Here is a 23010-nt window from a genome sequence, read left to right as displayed (position 1 = left end):
CGGCAGCGCCCCTCAGCCGGCGAGGCTGGCGTTATCGATCACGAAGCGGTACTTGACCTCGCCGCGCAGCATGCGCTCGTACGCTTCGTTGATCTGCTCGGCGCGCACCAGTTCGATATCGGCAACGATGCCGTGCTCTGCGCAGAAATCGAGCATCTCCTGGGTTTCCGCAATGCCGCCGATCATCGAGCCAGCCAGCGTGCGGCGCTTCATGATCAGGTTGAAGACGTTCGGCGAGGTATGCGGCGATGCCGGCGCACCCACCAGCGTCATGGCCCCGTCGCGCTTGAGCAGGACCAGGAAGGCATCCAGGTCATGGGGCGCCGCCACGGTGTTGAGGATGAAGTCGAAGCTCTTGGCATGGACCGCCATCTGACTGGCGTCGCGGGAGACCACCACCTCGTCGGCACCCAGTTCCAGAGCGGCTTCGCGCTTGTTCTCGGACGTGGTGAAGGCCACCACATGAGCCCCCATGGCGTGGGCCAGCTTGATCCCCATGTGACCAAGGCCGCCGATGCCAACCACACCGACCTTCTTGCCGGGGCCGGCATTCCAGTGGCGCAACGGAGAGTAGGTGGTGATGCCCGCACACAGCAGCGGCGCGACCGCGGCCAATTGCTCCTCGGGGTGGCCGATGCGCAGAACATAGCGCTCGTGCACGACGATCGCCTGGGAGTAACCACCCAGCGTCCAGCCCGGCGCGTCCGGCGTCGGGAAGTTGTAGGTGCCGATCATGCCATCGCAATAGTTCTCCAGGCCGGCATCGCAGTCTTCGCAGTGCTGGCAGCTGTCGACAATGCAGCCGACACCGACCAGATCGCCCGGCTTGAAGGCAGAGACATGCGCGCCGACCTGGGTCACCCGTCCGACAATCTCATGGCCCGGTACGCAAGGGTACTGCGTACCCTCCCACTCGGAGCGCACCTGGTGCAGGTCCGAGTGGCAGATGCCACAGAAAGCGATCTCGATCTGCACGTCGTGGGCATTCGGAGCACGTCGGCTTATACGCAGCGGCTCAAGGGGTTGATTGCCCGCGTGGGCACCATAAGCGTTGACTTGCATGGGAATGGCCCTCCTTCAATTCGTGGAGGCCATTGTCCGGTCAGGCGCGGCTGAATCAGTAGCGCAATCCACTGGATTACTTGCCTGATCCTCTGGGCGTGCAGCTTTTTGATGGAAAGCGAGCCGAAGCTCGCGGTAGCTTCTAGCGAAACAGGTGTCAGACCCGAACAGCATGACCGATCTCACCCCGCATCCAGCCCAGTCGATGGCACAGGCCATTGCCGCGCGCATCGCCGAACCGAGCGACGTTTCCACTGCAATCGCCGGGCTCAGCCTGTTCCGCCGCAACAGCCCGTCACCGCCGTGCATCTGCATGGTCGAGCCCAGCATCGTCCTCGTCGCCCAGGGCGAGAAACAGCTCTGGGTGGGCGCGGAGGGATATGCCTATGACCCATCGCGCTTTCTCGTCACCTCGCTGGATCTGCCGGCCAATTCGGAAGTGCTGCAAGCCAGCGAGGACGCCCCTTGCGTAGGACTGGTGCTGAAGCTCGACCTTCGCATCCTGGCCGAACTCATCGCCCAGGGCGGCCTGCCACCGACCCGCGAGCGGGCTGTCAGCAGAGGGGTGGGGATCGGCACCATGAGCCCAGGCCTGCTCTCCTCGTTCGGACGTCTGGTGGACTTGCTGGACGACCCCGATGCGATTCCCGTGCTGGCCCCGCTGATCCAGCGCGAGATCCACTTCCGCCTGCTGCGAAGCGACCAGGCAGCGCGTTTGCGGCAAATCGCCTCGGTGGATAGCCAGGGATACCGGATCGCCAAGGCCGTCGACTGGCTGAAGCAGAACTTCCACTTGCCTCTGCGGATCGAAGAGCTGGCGGCAAGGGTTCAAATGAGCCCGCCGACCTTCCATCACCACTTCCGCCAGCTGACCGCCATGAGCCCGCTGCAATACCAGAAGTGGTTGCGCCTGAACGAGGCTCGTCGGCTGATGCTCAATGAGCACCTGGATGTGTCACGGGCGGCCTTCTCGGTCGGGTATGAAAGCCCCTCCCAGTTCAGCCGCGAGTACAGTCGTCTGTTTGGCATCGCGCCCAGGCTGGACCTCAAGTCCTTGCGCGGCCACGCCGACGCGGCAGCACCGCGAGAATAGGCAAGAAGCCTGGGCAGGGTCGAGGCCGCGCGGATACCAAGCTCAGGGCTTGTAACCTGGCTTCTTGTAGAGGTTGTCGCCTGCACCGAGGATATCGGTGTCGTAAACCGTCCGTTTCCAGTCCGCAGGCGCCACATCCTCAATGGCTACGGATATCGATTCGTCCCCGCACCCGACGACCGACTTCAATGCATTCGCGATTTCTTCTGTCAGCTCGACCTTGAGGGCCTCACTTCGGCCTTCGAGCATTTTGATAATGACATGTGGCATGGGTGTCTCCGCGTTAGGGGGCAGGATCAGGTCAGCCTGAGCCAGGCTCCATTGATAGCAGATCCAGCAGACGGGCGACTGCCACCCTTGAAGCGAAGCCATTCAGCACGGATTCGAATTTCAGCGCAACACTGAACATCCAACCTGATTGCATCGGCCGTTCTACTTGCCGCCGGACAGGGCAAATGAGCGTCCGCCCTGGGTCGGTAGCGGTCTCTCGCCAGAGGCAGAAAACGGCCAGAAGCGGATGTTCTGAGGCCTGTGTAGTATCTATTGTCAATCTGCCCCACGGGAGCAACCTGATGTCTGGCCGCCTTTCGTTTTCATCCCACAGAGCCGCGCGAGATCTACGCGACGCCCGCTTGCTTATGGGCAAACGACTGAGCGCGCTGTGGCATGACCAATACTATTTCAATGGCGAGAAACACCCAGGAGACGTGGGCTTTCTTGAGTGGTGCTTCGGCGAAGGTGAGGTTTTATCCATGTACCTCTTGAGTGATGGCGAGAGCGTTGGAGCGGACTCATTACCGCTTGATACGCCTGTCTTCTTCGAGATAGAGCCCAACGCTTCTTGCGCTTGGAAGAGAGAAAACCTCCTTGCTGGCTTATCGGCGGATCATCTGGAGGGAGCGATCGTTCGTGACGTCGAGGGGGTGCTCGATACTGCGACTGGACAGGAGCCTCGGCTTGTCGGATTTAGAGTTTCTTTTGAGACCGGTGACTACTTAGTCTTTCTGAACAACGGAGATGAAGCAGCCGTATTCATCAACTCGCAGCCCTCACCGTGTCTCGGTATCGATACCCGCTTCGTAACATCTATCGACTGACCGCTATGGGTCGGCAACTGCCCCACATCACAGGCACCAATCGGCCGGAAGCGGGCGTATGACCGGATACCCCCCCTCTGTCACGCAGCCTTGGCGCGATAGGCTGCAAGGTATCCAGCGTCACCCGTTCGAGGCAGAGCGTGCGCGGCGCCAGCCGGGGCTGAGCGGCCGTCTGTAGTGGCCCACTCCAGCTGTAGGACGAATGACCCGCCGTGTTATCCGCCTTCCTTCCAGTCGTGGCGAACCAGCCTACATACGCGAACCACCTGGACTGTCACCCTCTCCCACCTTTCCTGAACCTGTCTCCTACGCCGCGAAGTATCCTTCCGGCGCAGCGCTGGCTTCCGGGAAGTTCCTGACTCGCCATCGGCATTGCGGTCCTACAAAGCCTCTGCTTAGCGTTTCTCCCGCCACGGAACAGCCGTGGCCAGGTGTGGAAACCTGTTTGATCAGACTTATGCCGTAGCGGAGATAGCCCGGTCTCTTACCAGACCGGGGTAGCTCTGGCTGTCTATGGCGGACCGTGCGAGGCGGGCTTCGGCCCGGCCGGTCTTTGGTTTGATCAACCGGTTTCCACCCTTGCACGGTCCGCCTCCCTTCCCTTTCGGGGGCGGTTTTCTCGCTGTACTTCCTGCCCTGAGCAAGGAGAACGCCATGACCCCAAGGATCGAATTCCCGGCCAACCCCGGCCTGATTGCCCAGACCTTCCACCGCTTCGACCGCACCCTGCGCGCGCTGATGATCGACCACCAGGCCTGGTTCGTCGCCCGCGACCTGGCGCGCCTGACCAACACCCACTTCAGCGCCCGCGTGCCGCGCAAGCTCGACCCGGACCAGTACCGCTGGGAGCAGTTGGCGGGCTGCCGCGAGGACGAATTGCTGGTCAGCGAAAGCGGCCTGTATACGCTGCTGTTGCTCTATTTCTTCCACCCGGAAAACCGCAACCTGCGGCAGTGGCTGAGCAACGAGGTGGTGCCGGTGCTGCGGGATTCGCAGCTGCAGCAAGGCAACGGCCCGCGCTATTTCCAGCGCAGGGTGCAGGACCATTCGCTGGCCATGCTGGAATGGCAGGGCGGCGTATGGATGCGTGTGGGCGACGCGGCCAGACTGCTGGAGGCGGAAGCCCGCGCGTCACGCTGAGGCCACGCACGAACCTGCCACAGTTTTCAGCCCGCCCTTGTGCGGGCTGTTTCTGGCCTGCGAGTAGCTGGGCGATGCCTTGCACGACTTGTTGGCCGTTCAGGCATCAGGAATGCTGAAGCTCCACTCTGGATCGAAAGCCTTCTGAAGATCGGATATCGTCCTGCGGTAATCCAAACGACCGCAGAGGCGGACTCCCCATGAACATCGTCATCCCCGATGACTACCAGGACGTGATACGCACGCTGGACTGCTACAGCCAATTGGCCGGGCACGACGTGCGCGTGCTGCATGACCTGGGCCCCGCTTCGGCGGACGAGCTGGCCGCGCGTTTCGCCGAGGCCGACGCGCTGGTGCTCACCCGCGAGCGCACCCGCATCGACGCTGCGCTGCTCGACAGGCTGCCCAGGCTCAAGCTGATCAGCCAGACCGGCAAGGTGTCCGGCCACCTCGACCTGGACGCCTGCACCGAGCGCGGCATCGTGGTGACCGAGGGACGGGGCTCGCCCGTGGCACCTGCGGAACTGGCCTGGGCGCTCATTCTCACGGCGCGCCGGCAGCTCGTCCCGGCCATCGAAGCCTTCCAGGCCGGGCAATGGCAGGTCAACCTGGGCCACGCGCTGGCCGGGCAGACGCTGGGCATCTGGGGCTACGGCAAGATCGGCCAGCGCCTGGCGCGCTATGCCCAGGCGTTCGACATGCCTGTGCTGGTCTGGGGCAGCGACAACAGCCGGGCCGCCGCCATCGCCGACGGTCATCAGGCGGCGGCTTCGCGCGCGGCCTTCTTCGCCGAGGCGGATATCCTCAGCCTCAACCTGCGCCTGTCCGAAAGCACTCGCCATGGCGTCACCTTCGCGGACCTCGCGGGCATGAAGCCCAGCGCCCTGCTGGTGAACATCAGCCGCGCCGAGCTCATCGCCCCCGGCGCGCTGTTGCAGGCCCTGGACGCCGGTCGGCCTGGCTACGCGGCCGTGGACGTCTTCGAGCAGGAGCCGCTGCTCGCCGCCGACAACGACTTGCTGAAACATCCCCGCGCGCTCTGCACCCCACACCTGGGATACGTGGAGAAGAACGGCTACGAGCTGTACTTCGGCGATGCCTTCGACAACGTGGTGGCGTTCTTCGAAGGAACACCGAAGAACATGGCGAATCCGCAGGCCCTGGCGAACAGGCGGGCGTAGAACGCCTGGCAGAGACTGCTTCGCCGGCGCACTGTCGTGCCAGGTTGCAATGCCAGCAGTTGAGGGCGCCGCTGGCAGATAGAAAAACGTCGGTGCGCCGCCTTCCCAAGCGCCACGGGCGCCCGGCAAGATGGACGCATTCGCCGCCGCTTTTCGGTGGCCCTCTTCTGCCTTGTGCCACCGGAGTCGTATGCAACCGCGCGACCTTGCCGCCTATCTGTTCCTTGCGATCGGCTGGGGGCTGTCCTTTCTCGTGCTGCTCAAGGCCATCGCCGGGTTCGGCTGGGTTGGCGCAGTCAGCTTCCGCGCGCTGATCGCCAGCTTCACGTTGTTCGCGGTGGCCAAACTATCCGGGCGCCGGCTGAATTTCGAAGGGCTGTGGAAGCCACTCTGCGTGGTCGGCGCCACCACGGTGGCCGGCCAGCTGATCGGCATGACCTACGCCACCCCGCGCATCGGCACGGCCATGGCGGCGATCTTCGTCGCCGGCATTCCGCTGTTCTCCATGCTCATCGGCCGCCTCTGGGGCCTTGAGCGCATCACCTGGAGCGGACTGGGCGGGCTGGTGCTGGGCTTCTGCGGGATGGTGCTGCTGGTGGGCTTCCCGGCGGTGCCAATCACCCACGAATTCATCCTCGGCAGCGCGGCCTCGGTGTTCGGCGCGGTGTGCGCGGCCTTCGGCAGCAACTACGCCAGCCTGAAACTGCGCACCGCCGGGCCCTGGGAAGTGACCTGCGGCGCCTTCCTGATCGGCGGGTTAATAACCCTGCCGCTGTTGATCTGGGTGCCGGTGCCCGGCACGCCGCAGCCAATCGACTTCCTCTTCCTGCTGCTGTGCGGCTGCGTGCTCAGCGCGGTGAACTACGTCGTGTACTTCCAGCTCGTCGCGCGTATCGGCGCCACGAAAACCATCAGCGTGGAATTCGTCGTCACCGTGGTCGCCGTGCTGGTGGGTGCACTGGTGCTGGGCGAAAGCCTGTCGCTGATGCAGGGCGTGGGCGCGCTGATCATCCTGCTCGGCTGCGCTCTGGTGCTCGGCCTCGTGCCGGGCACCAGGGCACGAGCGGTCAGTTGACCGCCTGCACCGGGACGGCGTCTGGCGCGGCGTCGTCGCGGTCGATCACTTCCATGGGCAGGCGCGAGGTTTCCCGCAGCAGCCAGGAGCACACCGCCACCAACAAGAGCGCCGCCGCGCCGTAGAGCGCCACGCCGAACGGGTTGCGCCCGGTGGCGATGAGGATGGCGGTGGCGATGCTCGACGCCGTGCCGCCGCCCAGTGCCGCGCCGATCTGGTAGCTGAACGAGATGCCCGAGTAGCGCATTTCCCGCGGGAACTGCTCGGCGAGGAAGGCCGGGATCGGCCCCTGGGTCGCGCCCATGAAGAAGCCCACGGCGACATAGGCCAGCAGCGCCAGCGGCAGGTTGTGCAGGCCGATCAGCGGGAAGAAGGCGAACAGCCCGAGCGCCATGATGGCCGCGCCGAAGATCATCACCGCGCGGCGGCCGAAGCGGTCCGACAGGTGCCCGAAGAACGGCGCGGAGGCGACGATGGCCACCGACAGCGAGAAGTCGAACAGCAAGGCATGGCTGCTGCTGTAGCCGATGTCGGTCGCGTAGGCGAGGAAGAAGGTACTGCCGATATAGGCAATGGTGACGTAGCCGAAGGCGATGCCGATGCACAGCAGCAGCTCGCGCGGGCGACGGCGGAAAGCCTCCATCAGCGGCATGCGCGCCTCGGCTTGCGGCGCGGCCTTGGGCTGCGGCGCGGTGTTCTGCAGGCGCGCATAGAGGCCGACCAGCACCAGCAGGCCACCGAGCCAGAACGGGATGCGCCAGGCGATGCCGCTGAGGTCGTCGTCGAAGGCGAAGCTGACGATGGCGAACACCGCCGAACCGAAGATGCCGCCGATGCCGATGCCCATGCTCGTGAAGCTGCCCCACAGGCCACGACGCCCCTTGGGCGCGACCTCGATGCCGAACAGCGCTGCTCCGCCCCACTCGCCGCCGGCGGCAAAACCCTGCACCAGGCGCAGCAGCACCAGCAGAACCGGCGCGGCCGCGCCGATGCTGGCGTGGGTCGGCAGGAAGCCGATCAGCAGGGTGCTCAGGCCCATCAGCACGAGGGTGGCGACCAGCGCCTTCTGCCGACCGTAGCGGTCCCCCAGGTGGCCGAACACCACGCCGCCCAGCGGGCGGGCGAAGAAGCCGGCGCCGAACGCCGCGAAGGCGACCAACACGGCGGTCAGGCGATCCATGCCGGGGAAGAACAGCTGCGGGAAGATCAGTGCGGCGGCGTAGCCGTAGATGACGAAATCGTAGAACTCCAGCGCGGTGCCCATGCCGGAGACGCAGAAGGTGCGAAAGGCCGAGCGCGAGCCGGGAGCTGCGGGCGTGTGGTCGATCATGGCGGTTCACTCTTGTTTTTGTGGCAACACGAAACCCGCGCGGCGGCCGGCGGGCCGTCACGGGGCGTTGGTTTGGCAAGTGGTGATACGTAGGGCGCGCAATCCAAAACGGGTTATCCGCCGGTAGCTCGGCGGCGGATAACGCTGGCGCGTTATGCGCCCTACGACGGGAGGAGGAGCGTCAGAACCGCAGGAACCCCTCATCCGCCAGCTTCTTCGGCGTGCCGGCCACGTACTCCAGCGCGCAGCCATTGGTATCCAGGCCGATGCTCAGCAAGGTTTCCCAGCGTTCGGTGTCCGGCTCGGACATGTCCGGGTGGAAGCACACCACCGCCTGGTCGCCGTCGGCGCCGCAGAAGGCATCGGCGCGCTCGCGCAGGGCCTTGCCAGTCATGCCGGCAGTGCCGGCCTTGAGGTGCTCCAGGCGCGCGTAGGTGGTGGACACGTCGGCCGTGCGCTCACCCCAGCTCAGTTCGCCGTCGAGGAAGTGGTTGGTGTGCAGCAGCCAGCCATCCTCGCGCGGCACCACCACGGCGGTGTGCGCCGGGCTCATCTCGATGCTGGCGGCACGGGCACGGACGTCATTGCGGGTGAAGACGGTCAGCACGGTGGACGCACTGACCCGCGCCGAGCGCGCCATGTCGATGGCCTCGGTAACGCTGGTGGCTTCTTCCAGCACGCGGCGGGCGATGGCATGCACCGGCACGCCGGCGCTGCCGTCGTCACTGGCGTGGTGCAGGATGTTGAAGTGCACGCCAAGCCCTGCGCTGTTCACGCCGATCTTGCCGAGCATGCCGAACTCGGTGAACAGCTTGGCGGTCAGGCCGGTGCTACCGGTGAAGCCCAGCAGCAGGCCGTGGGGCACCAGGCTGTCGTGCCAGTCCCAGGTCTGCAGGCTGCGCGGGGCAGCAGCGCCAGCCGGGGCATGGACGGAGGTGGAGCACTCGCCTTCCACCGGTTGCTCGGGCATCACCGCGAGAATTTCGGTGCGTGCATTCAGCGCCGCCAGCTGCCACAGCGGCAAGGACACGCCCAGCGCCAGGCCTTCGACTTCCCTGGCCAGGGCCGGGCACCAGTCGGCCAGCGCCGCGAGGCTGGCTTCGCCGATGGCGCGCGCCTTGTCCAACTCCACGCCGACGCGCGGGAAGAAGTCCAGGTACAGCGCCACGGTCTGGCGGATCTGTTCGGCGAAGGTTTCGCCGATCTGCCGGCCACGCTGCAGCGGGTCGCGGATGTCGGTGGTGAAGGTGTGAAGAATCACGGCAAGGCTCCTGCAATTGCTTTTTAAACGGGCCGGAGCGCGGGGCGCTCCGGTTGGATCAGAGTTTGTCGCCTGGACGACTATAGACTTCGCGGCCGGCGAACCAGGTCTTGAGCACCCGCGTGTCGCGCAGTGCTTCGGGCTTGACCGTGAACACGTCGCGGTCGAGCAGGATCAGGTCGGCCTGCTTGCCCGGCTTGAGCGAACCGATGCTCTGTTCCAGGCGCATGGTGCGCGCGGCATTGAGGGTGTAGGCCTGGAACATGGTCTGCCGGTCGATGTCCTCGGCGGCGTTGAGCACGCCCTTCGGGCCGACGCGCTGGATCGCCTGGTAGATGGCCTTCCAGGGATCGGGCGTGGTGATCGGCCAGTCGCTGGCGCCGGAAATGGTCGCGCCGTTCTTCAGCAGCGAGCGCGCCGGATACATGTGCAGGAAGGCCATGGCGCTGACGTAGGGCTTGACCAGGTCGACGCTGTTCTCGTCGGCGGCGGCCCAGTACAGCTGCATGGCGGCGATCACGTCGAGCGCCTTGAAGCGTGGGAAGTCCCTGGGGTTGACCATCTGCAGGTGGGTGATCGAATGCGGGATGCCGCTGTGGCGATCCTTGCGCGCCTGCTCGATGCCGTTGAGCGATTCACGTACCGCGCGGTCGCCAATGGCGTGGATGTGCACCAGCCAGCCACGGGCGTCGGCCGCGCTGACCAGCTCACCGAAATGCTTGGGGTCGATCAGCAGTTCGCCGTACTTCTTCGAGTTGCTGTAGGGCTCCAGCATGGCCGCACTCTGCGCGGGTAACTCGGCCACTCCGTCGGCGAAGATCTTGATGCCCGGCAGGGTCAGGTTGTCCACGCCGATGAACTGCTGGCGTACCTTGTCCAGCTCGTCGAGGTCGGCGGGGGTCGCCTTGGAGTCGGCCATCAGCAGGGCCGCGACGTGCGCGGTCAGCCCGCCCTCTTGCGCCAGCATCCTGTAGGCCGGCAGTACGCCGACGGAATCGTTGTGGATGTCGCCGCCGGGGTTCTCGTTGGCCAGGGGTTCCATCCAGGCGGTGATGCCCAGTTCGTGGTAATAGCTCTGCGCGCCCTTCAGGGCCTTGAGCAGCTCGTCGTTGCTGGCCAGCGGCAGCAGTGCCTGCACCGGGAAGAGGCCGGCATCCACCAGGAAGCCGTTGGGCTTGCCGTCGGCGTCGTGGCCGATGGTGGCCTGCTCCTCGCCCTTCAGCGACTTGACCTTGGCGGCGTCGATCCCGGCGAGGTCGAGCAGCGCCTGGTTGGCCCAGCCGGTGTGATAGTCACCGCCGGCCAGGAGGATCGGCTGCTTTGCCCATTCGCCCCGGTTGAAGCGCTGCTGCAGCTCGCCCAGCTCGTCCCAATACGCCGTGGGCACACCACCGACATAGAGGAACTGGCCACGCCGCGCACGACCGTCGTCGCGCCACTGGCGCAGCTTGCTCTCGAACTCGGCGAGCGGCAGGTCCTGGTTGTCCAGGTTGGCCTGGAGCATCTGCAGGCCGCCCTTGACCAGGTGGGTGTGGGCGTCGATGAAGCCGGGCATCAGCACCTGACCGTGCAGGTCGATGACCTGGGTCGCCGGTTGCTGCAGCTTGAGGATCTGCGCGTCGGAGCCGACGGCGAAGATGCGACCGTTCTCCACCGCCACCGCCTGTTGCAGCGCCTGGCCGGGTTCGGCGGTGTAGACCTTGCCGCCGTGGAAGATGAGGTCGACGGCGGCCATAGTTTCCATCGAGGAAAAAGCGCAAGCCGCCGACACCAGCGCCGGAATCAGTAGTTTCATCGCAGAGCCTTCGTTATTGTTGATCTGTGACGAAGGTTAAGCAAAAGCCTCCTCGGCTTTAACACTGACTTCCCGCACAACTTCTGTTCCTATCAGGAAGCAATCCTTGGACAAGATGACTGCGCTCACCATGTTCGTCGCCACGGCCGACCACGGCGGCTTCAGCCGCGCCGCCGAACAGCTGGGCAAGACGCCATCAGCGATCACCAAAGGCGTGGCGCAGCTGGAGGCCGACCTGGGCCAGCGCCTGTTCGAGCGCACCACAAGGCGCATGGCGCTGACCGAGGCCGGGCACATCTACCTGGAAGGCGCGCGCTCGGCGCTGATGCAGTTGCAGCGTGCCAGCGAGGAAGTCGAGCAGTTGCAGACCGAGCTGCGCGGCAGCCTGCGCATCGTCTCACCGCCCTCCTTCGCCCCGGCCTTCTTCAACGCGGTGTGCTGCCGCTTCCTGCGCGAGCACCCACAGGTACGCCTGGAAGTAGACCTGCTGGACGAGTTCGTCGACCTGGTGGAAGGCGGCTACGACATCGCCCTGCGCGACGGCCCCATCGACCTGCCGGACGTGATCGCCCAGCCGCTGCTCGAAAACCGCCTGATGCTCTGCGCCAGCCCCAAATACCTCGCGGAAAAGGGCCTGGACGTGACGCTGGAGAACTACGAGCAGCACGACTGGCTGATCTTCCGTCACCCGCTGCTGAACCGGAACTTCTGGTGGGTGCAGAAGGACGGCGAACGCATCCGCATCCGCCAGCCGGTGCCGCGCATCGCCAGCGACAACTACGACTTCCTGCTCTCCTGCCTGCTCGACGGCCAGGGGCTGCAGTTCCTCCCGCAATGGAGCGCACTGCCCTACCTGGAAAGCGGCGAACTGGTGGAACAGCTCCCCGACTGCTGGCGCGACCAGAGCGCCTTCGGGCCCTGGGTGCATGTGCTCTACCTGCCGCACCGCCGCAGCACGCGCAAGGTGCGGGTGTTCATCGACTACCTGCGCGAGCATCTGCAGGGGAAGGGGTTGGTCTGACAGCGGCTCAACGTAGGATGGCGTGGAGCGCAGCGATACCCATCAATGCCTCACACCGACAGCATGGGTATCGCTGCGCTCCACCCATCCTACAAATACGCAGCGACCGGCTTTGGCTTTGGCTCTTAAGTCTTCCAGCGAAACATCCGAGCACTCCGAATGCCCCGTTCAACGAGGGTATTTTTCGCCCCAAGCGAAAAACCGGATGTCCGGGGCAAGACCTTTGCCTTCTTTGGGTGGGGCGGCCATCCGTCGTTTGCCAAAGAAGGTCGCCCGAGGGGGCGAAACAAGAAGCCCGCGCGCACGCCGTGGCGGCGCAATACACCCAAGCCGAAGCAACTCTGCAATGCTGGCGCCGGCCCTGCCGGCGGATCGCGGGCATGGCCCGCTCCTACAATGGAGCGGCGTACCACCGCGAACGGTTGTACGTCTTACACCAACCTCTGCTCCCGCAGGTAATCCCGCAGATGCTCGATGAACGCGATGATCTTGCGCGTTGCCCTTCGCGTGCTCGGGTACACCGCCAGCAACTCCGACCCCAAGGCCTTGGGGTCAAAATGGCAGTCATCGAGGATCGTCCGCAACCGCCCGTCCCGCAGGTACGGCAGCACGCTCCAGACCGGGCACGGCAGCACGCCCTGCCCGGCCAGGCAGGCCTCCAGCAGCAATTCCTGGTTATCGCTGTTCAAGCGCCCGCTGCGCGGTAGCAACAGCCGCTCGCCGGCCCGCTCGATCAGCCAGCTCTCGCCCAGCGCCGGGTGGCGATAGACCAGGCATTCGTGCTCCACCAGTTGCTCGGGCCGCTCCGGCACGCCGCAGCGCTCCAGGTAGTCGGGGCTGGCGCAGAACACGATGTGACTCTCTCCGACCGGTTGCGCGATCAGCCCCGGCAGGTCGCTGTGTCCCAGGCGCAGGGCAAGGTCGTAGCGACCATCAAGCATGTCGATGTAGGCATCGGTCAGGTCGACCTGCAGGCTCATGTCCGGGTGCTTGCGCATGAAGCTGGCGCAGGCGCCGTTGAGGAAGGGTCGACCGAACGCCAACGGGCCATTGATGCGCAGGCGCCCCTTGAGGCTGTGGTGCAGCTGGGCGATTTCCTCCTCGGACTCGCGCATGCGCTCCAGCACTTCCCGTGCTGTTTCCAGATAGAGCTGCCCGGCCTCGGTCAGCGCCATGCTGCGGGTGGTGCGCTCGAACAGCCGCGCACCCACTTCCTGCTCCAACTGCCCGACCGACTTGGCCACCGCCGAAGGCGTCTTGCCCAGCTCCTCGGCGGCGCGGCTGAAGCTGCCGAGTTCGGCGCTGATGACGAATAGCTGCAGGCTGTTGAGCTTGTCCACGATTGAGTCCGAATTTTCCCAAGTGTTATTCCAAGGCGCCGCTTACTCGCCGCCTGGAAGGCCCTTAGCCTCTGCGCAACGCCAACAAGAATCAAGAGAAAGGCCCTTTCCCCATGGAAAGCCACCCTGCCTCATCGTCACGCATTTTGAACTCAGAAATGAAAATAAGCTGCCTTGCCCGCTTACCTGCGCTCGTCCTGATGCGTCCCCGTGCCGCGTTCGGTGACGCGCTTGGCAAGTCCGCCCTGCTCTCTCCCCAGCGCCGTTTCCAGCGTGGACGAACGACCGTCATCCGGGCGATACGCAGCCTCCGCGATGACGCCCCGTTCGATCCCGTCAGGCCCTGATCCTTTCGAACCCTTCCGCCTTGCCTGGAGTCACCATGTCCACCTCCGCCGAGCTGATCATCACCCACGCCGACATCCGCACGATGAACGAGCGCCAACCGCGCGCCGAGGCCATCGCCATTCAGCGCGGTCGCATCCTCGCCGTCGGCACCAATGTCGAGATCGAGGCGCTGGCCAACAGTGCCACCCGCCGCATCGACGCCGGCGGCCGGCTGATGCTGCCGGGCCTGCAGGACACCCACGTACACTTCCAGCTCAGCGCCGCCGACCTCTACCACAACGCCTCGCTGTATGACGCCACCACCCTCGACGAGCTGCTGGAAACCATCCGCACCTTCGCCCAGGCGCACCCGGAAAAACCCTGGATTCGCGGCGTCGGTTTCTCCTCTGCACGCTTCACGCCCGAACAGCTCACCAAGGAGCTGCTCGACAGCGTCACCGACGGCCGTCCGGCGCTGATGTTCGCCAGCGACTACCACAACGGCTGGGCCAACAGCGCCGCCTTCGAACTGGCCGGCGTGCGCCCGGGCAGCGTCGAGCCGGATAACGGCGAATACCTGCGCCTGGCCGACGGCACGCCGAAGGGCTGGCTGGTGGAAGACGCCATCTGGGCGATGAACCGCATCGCCCCCGGCTATACCGACGACGACTACCTGCAGGCCATGGCGCACTACAGCAAGGCCTTCAACGCGCGCGGCATCACCGGCGTGCTCGACGCCATGGCCGCGCGCAACTACCTGAAGAACTACCAGGCCTCCCATGATCGCGGTGACCTGACCCTGCGCGTCTGCGCCACGTCGAAGATCTTCGCGCACAAGTCGCTGGCCGAGCAGATGGCCGAACTCAAGGACCTGCGCGCCACTTACCAAGGCGACCGGGTGCGCCTGCATTCGGCCAAGTTCTTCCTCGACGGCGTGCTGGAGAACGGCACGGCGGTGCTGGCCGCGCCCCGCAGCGATACCGGCGGGAATGCCGAGCTGATGTTCAGCCAGGAGCAGATCGACGAGTTCTTCAGCGCCTTCGACCGCGAGGGTTTCCAGATCCACGTGCACAGCATCGGCGACGGCGCCGTGCGTGCCGCGCTCAACGGCCTGGAGGTCGCCCGCGAGCGTAACGGCCAGTGGGATTCACGCCACCAGCTGGCGCACCTGCAGGTGGTCGACCCGGCGGATATCCCGCGCTTCAACCAGCTCGGCGCGCTGGCCAACTACCAGACACTGTGGGCGCAACCCAACCCCGAGGCCGACGCCATAGTCGAAGCCATGATCGGCCCCGAGCGCAGCCAGTACATCTATCCGCTGGGCGAGTTCGTGCGCCAGGGCGTGACCTGCATGCTCAGCAGCGACTGGGGGGTGACCGGTTTCGATCCGTTCCAGATCATCCAGTGCGCCCTCACCCGGCAGAACCCGGCGCTGGGCAACGACAGCCCGGTGCAGACCGCGCAACACCGCATCGGTATCGCGGATGCGATCAAGGGTTACACGATCAACGCCGCCCACGCCGCCTGGCGCGACGACTGTACCGGCAGCCTTGCACCGGGCAAGTACGCCGACCTGATCCTGCTGGACCGCGACCTCTATGCCATCTCCCCCTACGAGATCGGTCAGACCCAGGTCCTGCTGACCCTGCTCGAAGGCCGCGAGGTCCACCGCGACGCCGCCTTCGCAGGCTGAGCCAGCGGCCCGCCAGCGAGGCGGGCCCTTCTTCCAACAACAATAAAAGTGGAGCCTGATCATGGGCGTTGCAGTTCCCCACGGGGGCGCGCAGCTCAAGCGCACCCTCGGCCTGAAAGACCTGGTGGCCTATGGCATGGCCTACATCGCGCCAATGGCGCCACTGACCACCTTCGGCTTCGTCTGGGACGCCTCGGGCGGCCTGATCGCGCTGGCGTACCTGCTGGGCGCGATCTGCATGTACTTCACCGCGCAGAGCTACGCCACGCTGTCCAACGAAGTACAGAGCGCCGGCTCCGTCTATGGTTTCGCCCGGCACAGCCTGGGCGAGGTTCCGGGCTTCGTTGCCGGCTGGCTGATCCTGCTGGATTACCTGCTGATCCCTGCCCTGGTGTTCCTGATCATGTCGGTGGGCCTGCAGATCCTGGTTCCCGGCCTCGACCGCGCGCTGTGCCTGGTGCTGCTGGTGGCGGTGTCACTGGGCATCAACTGGTTCGGCGTCGCCGTCACTACGCGCGTCAGCATGGTTTCGGTGGTCCTGCAGTTCACGGTGATGTTCGGCCTGCTGGCGCTGGCGCTGTTCGCGCTGTCGCAAGGCAAGGGCGCCGGCACACTGACTGCCGCGCCGTTCTTCGACAACAGCGCCTTCGATGTCGGCAAGGTGTTCACCGCCACGTCCATCTGCGTGCTGTCGTTCCTGGGCTTCGATGCCATTTCCACCCTCGCCGAAGAAGTGAAGGACAACGACCGCCGGCTGGTCGGCCGCGCCATCCTGCTGGTGCTGTTCATCTGCGCGACGCTGTTCGTGGTGACCACCTGGGTGCTGGGCAACCTGATGCCGGGTGTGGCGATCAAGGACGCCTCGGCGGCCATCTACGAACTGACTGCAGCACAGATCGGCCCCTGGGTCGCCCTGCTGCTGGCCTGGGTGATCGCGGTGATGGTTGGGCTGACCAACGCGCTGCCGATGCAGGTCGGCGTCTCCCGTGTGCTGTTTGCCATGAGCCGTGACCGCCAGCTGCCAACGCTGTTCGCCCGCCTGCACCGCCGCCACGGCACTCCGCATGTGGCGCTGGTGCTGTCGACCCTGCTGTCGCTGGGCATCGCCCTGGTGATGCGCGAGCGCATCGACACCCTCGCCTCCTTCGTCAACTTCGGCGCGCTCACCGCCTTCGTCCTGCTGCACCTGTCGGTGCTGGTCAAGCTGGGCATCAAGGGCCGCAGCCGGCGCTGGTTCGCCCACTGGCTTGTGCCCATCGTGGGCATCGCGGTGGTGCTGACGGTGCTCGATGGCATGGATATTCATGCGCTGGCCATGGGGAGCGCGTGGCTGGTGATCGGGCTGATCTACGGCCTCTACCTGCGCAGCAAGGGGCGGGTGGCGCTGAGCGTTTGATGCCCCGTGCCGTGCGGTTCGCGAGCAAGGACTAGGCGTCCCCCTCGGTCCTACGAAGGGCCCCACCGATCCAGCTTTGGCTTTGGCTCTTAAGTCTTCCAGAGAAGCATCAGCGCACTCCGAACGCCCCGTTCAACGAGGGAATTTTTCGCCTAAGCGAAAAACCGGATGTCCGGGGCAAGACCTTTGCCTACTTTGCGTGGGGCGGCCATCCGTCGTTTGGCAAAGTTGGTCGCCCGAGGGGGCGAAACACAGAATCCGCGCTTACGCCGAAGCGCTGCAGAAACACGCACAACAACGCAGGCAACGCCAACGGCGGATAACGCTGGCGCGTTATGCGCCCTACAAGGGCATGCCGGCGTAGGGCGAATAACCTGGAACAGGTTATCCGCCGCCCCCTCACATCACTTGATGTACCAACCCCACGGCTGGTCGCTGAGGTACTCGGTGACCTGCTTGGTCTCCAGGTAGTTGTCCAGCCCCCATACGCCCAGCTCGCGGCCGATGCCGCTCTGCTTGTAGCCGCCCCACGGCGCCTGGGTGAAGGTCGGCTGCGAACAGTTGACCCAGACGATGCCCGCGCGCAGGCCGCGGCTCACGCGCTGGCAACGCGCCGGATCAGCGGACATCACCGCCGCCGCCAGACCGAACTGGCTGTCGTTGGCCAGGCGCAGCGCCTCGGCTTCGTCCTTGAAGCGGCGCACGGCGAGGACCGGGCCGAAGATTTCCTCGCGCCAGACGGCGCTCTCCAGCGGCGCGTCGATGAACACTGTCGGCTCGACGAACCAGCCCTTGTCGCAATGGGCCGGACGCTTGCCGCCAGTGACCAGCTTCGCCCCATCGCGCACGCCGGCTGCGATGGCCTGCAACACCTTGGCGTGCTGGCCGGCGCTGACCAGCGGGCCGAGCAGCACGCCTGGTTCCAGGCCGTTGCCGATGGTGATGCGGCGGGTTTCTTCCACCAGGCGCTCGATCAGCCGATCATGCAGCCCGTCCTGCACCAGCAGGCGCGATGTGGCGCTGCACACCTGGCCCTGGTTCCAGAAGATGCCGAACAGGATCCACTCCACGGCTGCCTCGACATCCGCGTCATCGAAGACGATGAACGCCGATTTGCCGCCCAGCTCCAGGCTGACGTTCTTGATGTCCTGGGCCGCCGCCTGCATGATCGCGCGCCCGGTCGGCACGCTGCCGGTGAAGGCCAGCTTGTCCACGCCCGGATGCGCCGACAACGGCGAACCGGCGTCACGGCCCAGGCCGGTGACCACGTTGAGCACGCCCCTGGGCAAGCCCACCGCATCGGCGGCAGCGGCCAGTTCCAGGGAAGTCAGCGGGGTCAGTTCCGAAGGCTTGAGCACGGCGGTACAACCGGCGGCCAGCGCCGGCGCGACCTTCCACGAAGCCATCAGCAGCGGGTAGTTCCACGGGATGATCTGCCCCGCCACGCCGACCGGCTCGCGCAGCACGCGGCAGGCGAAACGCTCGTCGGGCAGCGCGACCACTTCGCCCTCGTCATTCAGCCCTTCGGCCAGCTCGGCGTAGTAGTCGAAGCAGCCGATGGCGTCGTCGATATCCCACTGCGCCTCGGGCAGCGGCTTGCCGTTGTCCTGCACCTCCAGGCGGGCCAGGTCTTCGCGGCGGCCACGCAGGTTGTCGGCGATGGCGCGCAGGTAGCCGGCGCGTTCCTTCCCACTGCTGCGGCCCCACTCGCCCTCATCGAAAGCCCGGCGCGCGGACTGCACGGCGCGATCCACGTCCTCGCCGGTGGCAGCGGCGACTTCAGTCAGTACGGCTTCGCTGGAGGGTTCGTACACCTCGAAGCGGCCGCCTTGCGCGGGTGCCTGCCATTGGCCATCGATATAGAGCTGGTCGCGCATGCGAAGGTCTCCTGAGCTTGTTGGAATGCTTGTGGGCCGAGCATAGGGAAATGGGCACGGGGTTGATAACGCGGGCGCCGTGCATGCGGGCACGCGCGGAGGGGACTGTCTGTAGGAGCGAGCTTGCTCGCAAACCGCCCGGCTGCGAAGCCGAGGGGAAGCCCCGTAGGATGGGTGGAGCTTGCGATACCCATCGCCAGGGTCACCCGTGATCGATGGGTATCGCTTCGCTCCACGCCATCCTACAAAAGCACTCCGCTCACGAAGCCGCCTTCTGTTCCAGGTACGCCTTGGGCGACAACCCCGTCTCCTCGCGGAAGCAGCGGTAGAAGGTCGACAACGAGCGGAACCCCGCTGCCCGCGCCAGCTCATCGATGCGCGTGACGCTGGTAGCGCCGTCGAGCTGGCTGAGCAGGTGGCGCAGCCGCAGCTGGTTCAGGTACTGGTAGAAGCTCAGCCCCAGTACCTGGTTGAGGAAGTAGGAAATCTGGTTGCGCGTGTAGCCGGTGGCCGCCGCGACCTGGGGCATGTCCAGGTCGGGGTTGAGGAAGGGCCGGGTCTGCTGGAAGTACTGCTGGATGTCGCCACCCAGCAGGCTCAGCTGCCGTGCGGAGAGCCCGAGGCGGCTGTCGGCCATGCGCGGCTGCGGCTCGCTGGCGGTTTTCTGCGGCTGGCCGATCAGCGCTGCGTGCTCGTTGACGCGGATGATCCGCCCGTCGCGCACGGTATAGGCCTCGGTGGCGCGGAAGGACACCAGCCCCTGGGTGCCACGCAGGGTCACCTGATACTGCAGGAAGGCGGTGTCGCCATCGACCCGCAGGCGGTCGGCGTAGACCTGCGACTCATCCCCTGCTGCGGGCATGCTGGTCAGCAGGTACTCGCGCAGTTCGTTCGGCGCAATCCGACGACCCTGGAAGAAATCGTTGTACTCCACCTGCGGGTCGAACAGCGCCATCAGCGCCTCGATGTCATGACGACGCCAGGCCTGGTGATAACGCATGACCACCGCGTGGGTAACGGCGCTCGCCGGGTCGGGCTGGTATGTCGTGCCTTCGAGCGTGGCGCTCCAGCCCTGCTCTTCGCTCATGCTTCTGCGCTCATGGTTTTCCCCTGCCGGTCTTGGCCGGCTTGTCCTGCTCCGGGCGTGCCCGCAAAGAGCGACTAGCCGTATGCCTGGGCACCCCGGAGCGATTACAAAACTCGGACGCGGCCCGAAGACCGCTTTTTCTTCCGACATTCTGCCGGAGTTTTCCGATGACATCCGCCCTTCTTGCGCACGCCACTCCCCGACCTTTCTGGCTCGACACTCTCGATCCCGCTCCCGCCGCACCGGCGCTGGAAGCGGATCGCCGCTTCGACCTGGTGGTGGTCGGCGGCGGCTTCACAGGTCTCTGGACCGCCCTGCACGCCCGCCTGCGCTGGCCCGGCGCGAGCATCGCGGTGGTCGAGGCGCGTCGCTGCGGTGGCGAGGCGAGCGGGCGCAACGGTGGCTTCTGCGCGCCAAGTATTTCCCACGGCGTAGGCAATGCCCTGCGCCGCTGGCCGGAAGAAGCTGAAACCCTGGTACGCCTGGGCCGTCAGAATCTCGAAGAGTTCGAGGCGGACCTGAAGCGCTTCGGGATGAACGTGGAGTTCGAGCGTCGCGGCAAGCTCAGCGTCGCCATGCAGCCCTGGCAGGTCGAAGGCCTGCGCGGCATGCAGAGCAACTACCAGCGCTTCGGCATCGACTGCGAGTGGCTAGAAGGCGCGGAACTGGCGCAGAAACTCGACTCGCCGCTGTACAAGGCCGGCGTTTTCGAACCCAACTACGCGCTGCTCAACCCGGCAAAGATGGCCGCCGAGCTGCGCCGGGTATGCCTGGAGCAGGGCATCGAGCTGTTCGAGAACACCCCGGTGCACGAGCTGCACCAGCGCGGCGACCGCCTGATGCTGCGCTGCGATCGTGGCGAGCTGGAGGCCGGGCAGATCGCCCTGGCCACCAACATCGCCCCGCCGCTGCTGGGCCACCTGAACTCCAGCGTGATCCCGGTGTACGACTACTCGCTGGTCACCCAGCCGCTCACCGACGACCAGCTGCGCGCCATCGGCTGGGTCGACCGCTACGGCATCGCCGATGCCGGCAACCAGTTCCACTACCTGCGCAAGACTGCCGACAACCGCATCCTCTGGGCCGGCTTCGACGCCATCTATCACTTCGGCAGCCGCCGCGACGAGGCCCTGACCCAGCGCCCGGAAAGCTTCCAGCGCCTGGCCGGACAGTTCCGCGAGGCCTTCCCGCAGCTCGGCCCAGTCGAGTTCAGCCATGCCTGGGGCGGCATCATCGACACCTCGGCGCGCACCACGCTGTTCACCGGCTGCGTGCTCGGCGGGCGCGTCGCCTATGCGCTGGGCTTCACCGGCCAGGGCGTGGCGGCCAGCCGCTTCGCTGCGCTGAACATGCTCGACCAGCTGGGCGGCGAAAGCACTGAGCGCACCCGACTGCGCATGACCTCGCAGAAGCCCTTCCCCTTCCCTCCCGAGCCGCTGCGCTACCTCGGCGTGCGCCTGGCTCAGCGTTCGCTGGCCAAGGAAGACCGCACCGGCCGCCGCGATCTGCTGCTCAAGACCTTCGATGCCTTCGGCGTCGGTTTCGATTCCTGATGGAGAACCTCATGTCCACCCTGCCCCGCCACGTCATCGACTTCGCCAACCCCGATCTCGCCCCGCAGGAGCGCGAGATCAACGACCCGGCGATCGTCGATGCGCCGTACCAGAGCCGCAGCTGGCGGCACTTCAGCGCCCCGGAAAAGAACGCCATCGCCGGTATCTGGGAAGCCGGCGTCCACCTGGAACGCTGCGAGTGCGACTACGACGAGCTGTGCCACATCCTCGAAGGCAGCGTGCGCCTGACCGACGCCGATGGCGTAGCGAAGACCTTCGGGCCGGGGGATTCCTTCGTGGTCGCGGCGGGATTCAAGGGCACCTGGGAAAACCTCACGCCGGTGCGCAAGGTGTATTTCATTCTCGGTTGAGTTCGGCGTTGCAGGTGTTCGCGAGCAAGCTCGCTCCTACAAGGGAGTGCCACACGCTCTGCGTAGGAGCGAGCTTGCTCGCGAATCTGCGGACCTGCACCCTGACCTGGAACGCCGGTAAGCCGTACGTCCCCCCAAGCTCCACAACCGTTTGAAAGGGCTATAACTAGCGAAACGAAACGGCAGGTCACCCGGGATCAACCGGCTACGACCGCCCCTGATGGCCCTTTTCCTTTACCCGGATCAGGCTTCCCCAGCCTGATCGGCGCCCGCGGCGCGGAGCGGTTTGATGAGTTCCAGAACCTGGCGATGGGCTCGCAGGAGCCTCCCTGGCTGCATCGGACTGGCACTGCTGGTCGCTCCGCTCTACGCCAACGCCCTGTTCAAATGCCAGGCCCGCGACGGGACCGTCAGCCACACCAGTCACGCCGTTGCCGGGGCGCGCTGCACGCTTCAGAACAGCAAGACAAGCCAGACCAGCAAGTCGGGCGCGACTGCCAGCGCCAGGTCGAAGGCCGCGCCAGCGAGCGAGCGCGGGGACGAGCCTGGCGCAGGGCGGGTTCGGGTTTACACCTTCGTCCACAAGGGCGTTCGCCAGTACGTGAGCCGTCGCCCGGTCGGGATCTCCGCGCGGGTCGATGTGATCGATGTGTATTACATCAAGGGCTGCTACCTGTGCATGGCGCCGAAGGATTTCAACGTCGCCACGCTGCGCCTGGACACCCGTTCCTATCGCCGCGAGATCGAGGCCGCGTCGCTGCGCTACGGTGTCGACCGAGCGCTGGTGCGCGCGGTGATCCATGCCGAATCGGCGTTCCAGCCCAACGCCATTTCCGTCGCCGGCGCGCAGGGGCTGATGCAGTTGATGCCCGACACCGCTGAGCGTTTCAATGTCAGCAACCCCTTCGATGCGCGGCAGAACATCCGTGGCGGAGTGCGCTACCTGGCCTGGCTGCTCAAGCGCTTCAACGGCAATCAGCGGCTGGCGCTGGCGAGCTACAACGCCGGTGAGATGACCGTCGACAAGTACAACGGAATACCGCCCTACGCCGAGACGCAAACCTACGTCGCCCGCGTGCAGTCCCTGACCGAGCGCTATCGCAATCATCGCTAGCCGGTTGAATGTCGAGGTCAGAGAGAGTTCGTAGGATGGCGTGGAGCGCAGCGATACCCATCAGTTTCCTGCGCCATCCGCATGGGTATCGCTGCGCTCCACCCATCCTACAAAGAGCGCAGCGGCATGCCGGCCCGACTCGTAGGGCGCATAACCTGGAACAGGTTATCCGCCGGGGCATCCGCGGCGGATAACGC

General features: G+C 65.6%; 19 protein-coding genes. 11 read left to right on the top strand and 8 right to left on the bottom strand.

The window, feature by feature from the left end:
• Window positions 1-12: 12 nt before the first annotated feature.
• Window positions 13-1062, bottom strand: coding sequence for an NAD(P)-dependent alcohol dehydrogenase (locus tag IB255_RS26510; RefSeq protein WP_192211083.1), 1050 nt, complete (start codon window positions 1060-1062; stop codon window positions 13-15).
• Between the two features lie 172 nt (window positions 1063-1234).
• Here IB255_RS26510 and IB255_RS26505 point away from each other — a divergent pair, with 172 nt between their 5' ends.
• Window positions 1235-2155: an AraC family transcriptional regulator gene (locus IB255_RS26505; protein ID WP_192211082.1), complete on the top strand. Its 921-nt coding sequence runs from the start codon at window positions 1235-1237 to the stop codon at window positions 2153-2155.
• Window positions 2156-2197: 42 nt separating this feature from the next.
• On the opposite strand, the gene IB255_RS26500 is transcribed toward IB255_RS26505, so the two are convergent.
• Window positions 2198-2425 (bottom strand): tautomerase family protein, encoded by a 228-nt coding sequence (locus IB255_RS26500; protein ID WP_081516876.1) that lies wholly within the window; start codon window positions 2423-2425, stop codon window positions 2198-2200.
• Window positions 2426-2727: 302 nt separating this feature from the next.
• Here IB255_RS26500 and IB255_RS26495 point away from each other — a divergent pair, with 302 nt between their 5' ends.
• The 4 genes from IB255_RS26495 (at window position 2728) to IB255_RS26480 (ending at window position 6648) form a co-directional block, all read left to right on the top strand.
• Window positions 2728-3252 (top strand): hypothetical protein, encoded by a 525-nt coding sequence (locus IB255_RS26495; protein ID WP_192211081.1) that lies wholly within the window; start codon window positions 2728-2730, stop codon window positions 3250-3252.
• Between the two features lie 654 nt (window positions 3253-3906).
• Window positions 3907-4392 carry a hypothetical protein gene (locus IB255_RS26490; protein WP_081516874.1) on the top strand — a complete coding sequence of 162 codons (486 nt, stop codon included), beginning with the start codon at window positions 3907-3909 and terminating at the stop codon, window positions 4390-4392.
• Window positions 4393-4592: 200 nt separating this feature from the next.
• Window positions 4593-5573, top strand: coding sequence for a D-2-hydroxyacid dehydrogenase family protein (locus IB255_RS26485; RefSeq protein ID WP_192211080.1), 981 nt, complete (start codon window positions 4593-4595; stop codon window positions 5571-5573).
• Between the two features lie 190 nt (window positions 5574-5763).
• Window positions 5764-6648 (top strand): DMT family transporter, encoded by an 885-nt coding sequence (locus tag IB255_RS26480; protein ID WP_192211079.1) that lies wholly within the window; start codon window positions 5764-5766, stop codon window positions 6646-6648.
• Here IB255_RS26480 and IB255_RS26475 read toward each other — a convergent pair.
• The 3 genes from IB255_RS26475 to IB255_RS26465 form a co-directional block, all read right to left on the bottom strand.
• Window positions 6641-7978: an MFS transporter gene (locus IB255_RS26475; RefSeq protein WP_192211078.1), complete on the bottom strand. Its 1338-nt coding sequence runs from the start codon at window positions 7976-7978 to the stop codon at window positions 6641-6643. The genes IB255_RS26480 and IB255_RS26475 overlap by 8 nt on opposite strands.
• A 181-nt stretch (window positions 7979-8159) precedes the next feature.
• Window positions 8160-9239, bottom strand: a complete 1080-nt coding sequence (locus IB255_RS26470; RefSeq protein WP_192211077.1) for a C45 family autoproteolytic acyltransferase/hydolase — start codon at window positions 9237-9239, stop codon at window positions 8160-8162.
• 58 nt (window positions 9240-9297) lie between these two features.
• Window positions 9298-11034 carry an amidohydrolase gene (locus IB255_RS26465; protein WP_081516869.1) on the bottom strand — a complete coding sequence of 579 codons (1737 nt, stop codon included), beginning with the start codon at window positions 11032-11034 and terminating at the stop codon, window positions 9298-9300.
• Between the two features lie 106 nt (window positions 11035-11140).
• Between IB255_RS26465 and IB255_RS26460 the strand changes: the two genes are divergently transcribed.
• Entirely contained in the window at window positions 11141-12055 is a 915-nt protein-coding gene (locus IB255_RS26460) for a LysR family transcriptional regulator (protein ID WP_151186779.1), read from the top strand.
• Window positions 12056-12486: 431 nt separating this feature from the next.
• Here the strand turns inward: IB255_RS26460 and IB255_RS26455 are convergent, their stop codons facing one another.
• Window positions 12487-13395: a LysR family transcriptional regulator gene (locus tag IB255_RS26455; RefSeq protein WP_081516867.1), complete on the bottom strand. Its 909-nt coding sequence runs from the start codon at window positions 13393-13395 to the stop codon at window positions 12487-12489.
• A 382-nt stretch (window positions 13396-13777) separates the two neighbouring features.
• Between IB255_RS26455 and IB255_RS26450 the strand changes: the two genes are divergently transcribed.
• Window positions 13778-15415: an amidohydrolase gene (locus IB255_RS26450; RefSeq protein ID WP_081516866.1), complete on the top strand. Its 1638-nt coding sequence runs from the start codon at window positions 13778-13780 to the stop codon at window positions 15413-15415.
• A 61-nt stretch (window positions 15416-15476) separates the two neighbouring features.
• The gene (locus tag IB255_RS26445) at window positions 15477-16811 is read left to right on the top strand and encodes an APC family permease (RefSeq protein ID WP_192211076.1); all 1335 of its coding nucleotides are present in this window, start codon (window positions 15477-15479) and stop codon (window positions 16809-16811) included.
• A gap of 404 nt (window positions 16812-17215) precedes the next feature.
• On the opposite strand, the gene IB255_RS26440 is transcribed toward IB255_RS26445, so the two are convergent.
• Together IB255_RS26440 and IB255_RS26435 are read right to left on the bottom strand one after the other, a co-directional pair.
• The gene (locus IB255_RS26440; RefSeq protein WP_081516864.1) at window positions 17216-18688 is read right to left on the bottom strand and encodes an aldehyde dehydrogenase family protein; all 1473 of its coding nucleotides are present in this window, start codon (window positions 18686-18688) and stop codon (window positions 17216-17218) included.
• Window positions 18689-18947: 259 nt separating this feature from the next.
• The gene (locus tag IB255_RS26435) at window positions 18948-19688 is read right to left on the bottom strand and encodes a nuclear transport factor 2 family protein (protein WP_225595057.1); all 741 of its coding nucleotides are present in this window, start codon (window positions 19686-19688) and stop codon (window positions 18948-18950) included.
• A 254-nt stretch (window positions 19689-19942) separates the two neighbouring features.
• Between IB255_RS26435 and IB255_RS26430 the strand changes: the two genes are divergently transcribed.
• The 3 genes from IB255_RS26430 (at window position 19943) to IB255_RS26420 (ending at window position 22813) form a co-directional block, all read left to right on the top strand.
• Window positions 19943-21328 carry an NAD(P)/FAD-dependent oxidoreductase gene (locus IB255_RS26430; RefSeq protein ID WP_081516862.1) on the top strand — a complete coding sequence of 462 codons (1386 nt, stop codon included), beginning with the start codon at window positions 19943-19945 and terminating at the stop codon, window positions 21326-21328.
• An 11-nt stretch (window positions 21329-21339) separates the two neighbouring features.
• A complete protein-coding gene (locus tag IB255_RS26425) occupies window positions 21340-21699 on the top strand; it encodes a cupin domain-containing protein (RefSeq protein WP_081516861.1) in 360 nt (119 codons plus the stop codon).
• Between the two features lie 289 nt (window positions 21700-21988).
• Window positions 21989-22813, top strand: coding sequence for a lytic transglycosylase domain-containing protein (locus IB255_RS26420; RefSeq protein WP_081516860.1), 825 nt, complete (start codon window positions 21989-21991; stop codon window positions 22811-22813).
• Window positions 22814-23010 lie beyond the last annotated feature (197 nt).

It is taken from the genome of Pseudomonas sp. PDM22 (assembly GCF_014851965.1).
Lineage (GTDB): Bacteria > Pseudomonadota > Gammaproteobacteria > Pseudomonadales > Pseudomonadaceae > Pseudomonas.
The sequence above is the reverse complement of the archived record's forward strand: the minus strand, read 5'-3'. Positions and strand labels throughout refer to the sequence as shown.

What these genes read in the sequence shown, in the direction of transcription:
- IB255_RS26465 (WP_081516869.1), bottom strand. Translation starts at nt 11,034, where the DNA reads ATGAAACTACTGATTCCGGCGCTGGTGTCGGCGGCTTGCGCTTTTTCC.
- IB255_RS26450 (WP_081516866.1), top strand. Translation starts at nt 13,778, where the DNA reads ATGTCCACCTCCGCCGAGCTGATCATCACCCACGCCGACATCCGCACG.
- IB255_RS26510 (WP_192211083.1), bottom strand. Translation starts at nt 1,062, where the DNA reads ATGCAAGTCAACGCTTATGGTGCCCACGCGGGCAATCAACCCCTTGAG.
- IB255_RS26435 (WP_225595057.1), bottom strand. Translation starts at nt 19,688, where the DNA reads ATGCGTTATCACCAGGCCTGGCGTCGTCATGACATCGAGGCGCTGATG.
- IB255_RS26445 (WP_192211076.1), top strand. Translation starts at nt 15,477, where the DNA reads ATGGGCGTTGCAGTTCCCCACGGGGGCGCGCAGCTCAAGCGCACCCTC.
- IB255_RS26420 (WP_081516860.1), top strand. Translation starts at nt 21,989, where the DNA reads ATGAGTTCCAGAACCTGGCGATGGGCTCGCAGGAGCCTCCCTGGCTGC.
- IB255_RS26495 (WP_192211081.1), top strand. Translation starts at nt 2,728, where the DNA reads ATGTCTGGCCGCCTTTCGTTTTCATCCCACAGAGCCGCGCGAGATCTA.
- IB255_RS26475 (WP_192211078.1), bottom strand. Translation starts at nt 7,978, where the DNA reads ATGATCGACCACACGCCCGCAGCTCCCGGCTCGCGCTCGGCCTTTCGC.
- IB255_RS26485 (WP_192211080.1), top strand. Translation starts at nt 4,593, where the DNA reads ATGAACATCGTCATCCCCGATGACTACCAGGACGTGATACGCACGCTG.
- IB255_RS26430 (WP_081516862.1), top strand. Translation starts at nt 19,943, where the DNA reads ATGACATCCGCCCTTCTTGCGCACGCCACTCCCCGACCTTTCTGGCTC.
- IB255_RS26490 (WP_081516874.1), top strand. Translation starts at nt 3,907, where the DNA reads ATGACCCCAAGGATCGAATTCCCGGCCAACCCCGGCCTGATTGCCCAG.
- IB255_RS26425 (WP_081516861.1), top strand. Translation starts at nt 21,340, where the DNA reads ATGTCCACCCTGCCCCGCCACGTCATCGACTTCGCCAACCCCGATCTC.
- IB255_RS26500 (WP_081516876.1), bottom strand. Translation starts at nt 2,425, where the DNA reads ATGCCACATGTCATTATCAAAATGCTCGAAGGCCGAAGTGAGGCCCTC.
- IB255_RS26480 (WP_192211079.1), top strand. Translation starts at nt 5,764, where the DNA reads ATGCAACCGCGCGACCTTGCCGCCTATCTGTTCCTTGCGATCGGCTGG.
- IB255_RS26505 (WP_192211082.1), top strand. Translation starts at nt 1,235, where the DNA reads ATGACCGATCTCACCCCGCATCCAGCCCAGTCGATGGCACAGGCCATT.
- IB255_RS26440 (WP_081516864.1), bottom strand. Translation starts at nt 18,688, where the DNA reads ATGCGCGACCAGCTCTATATCGATGGCCAATGGCAGGCACCCGCGCAA.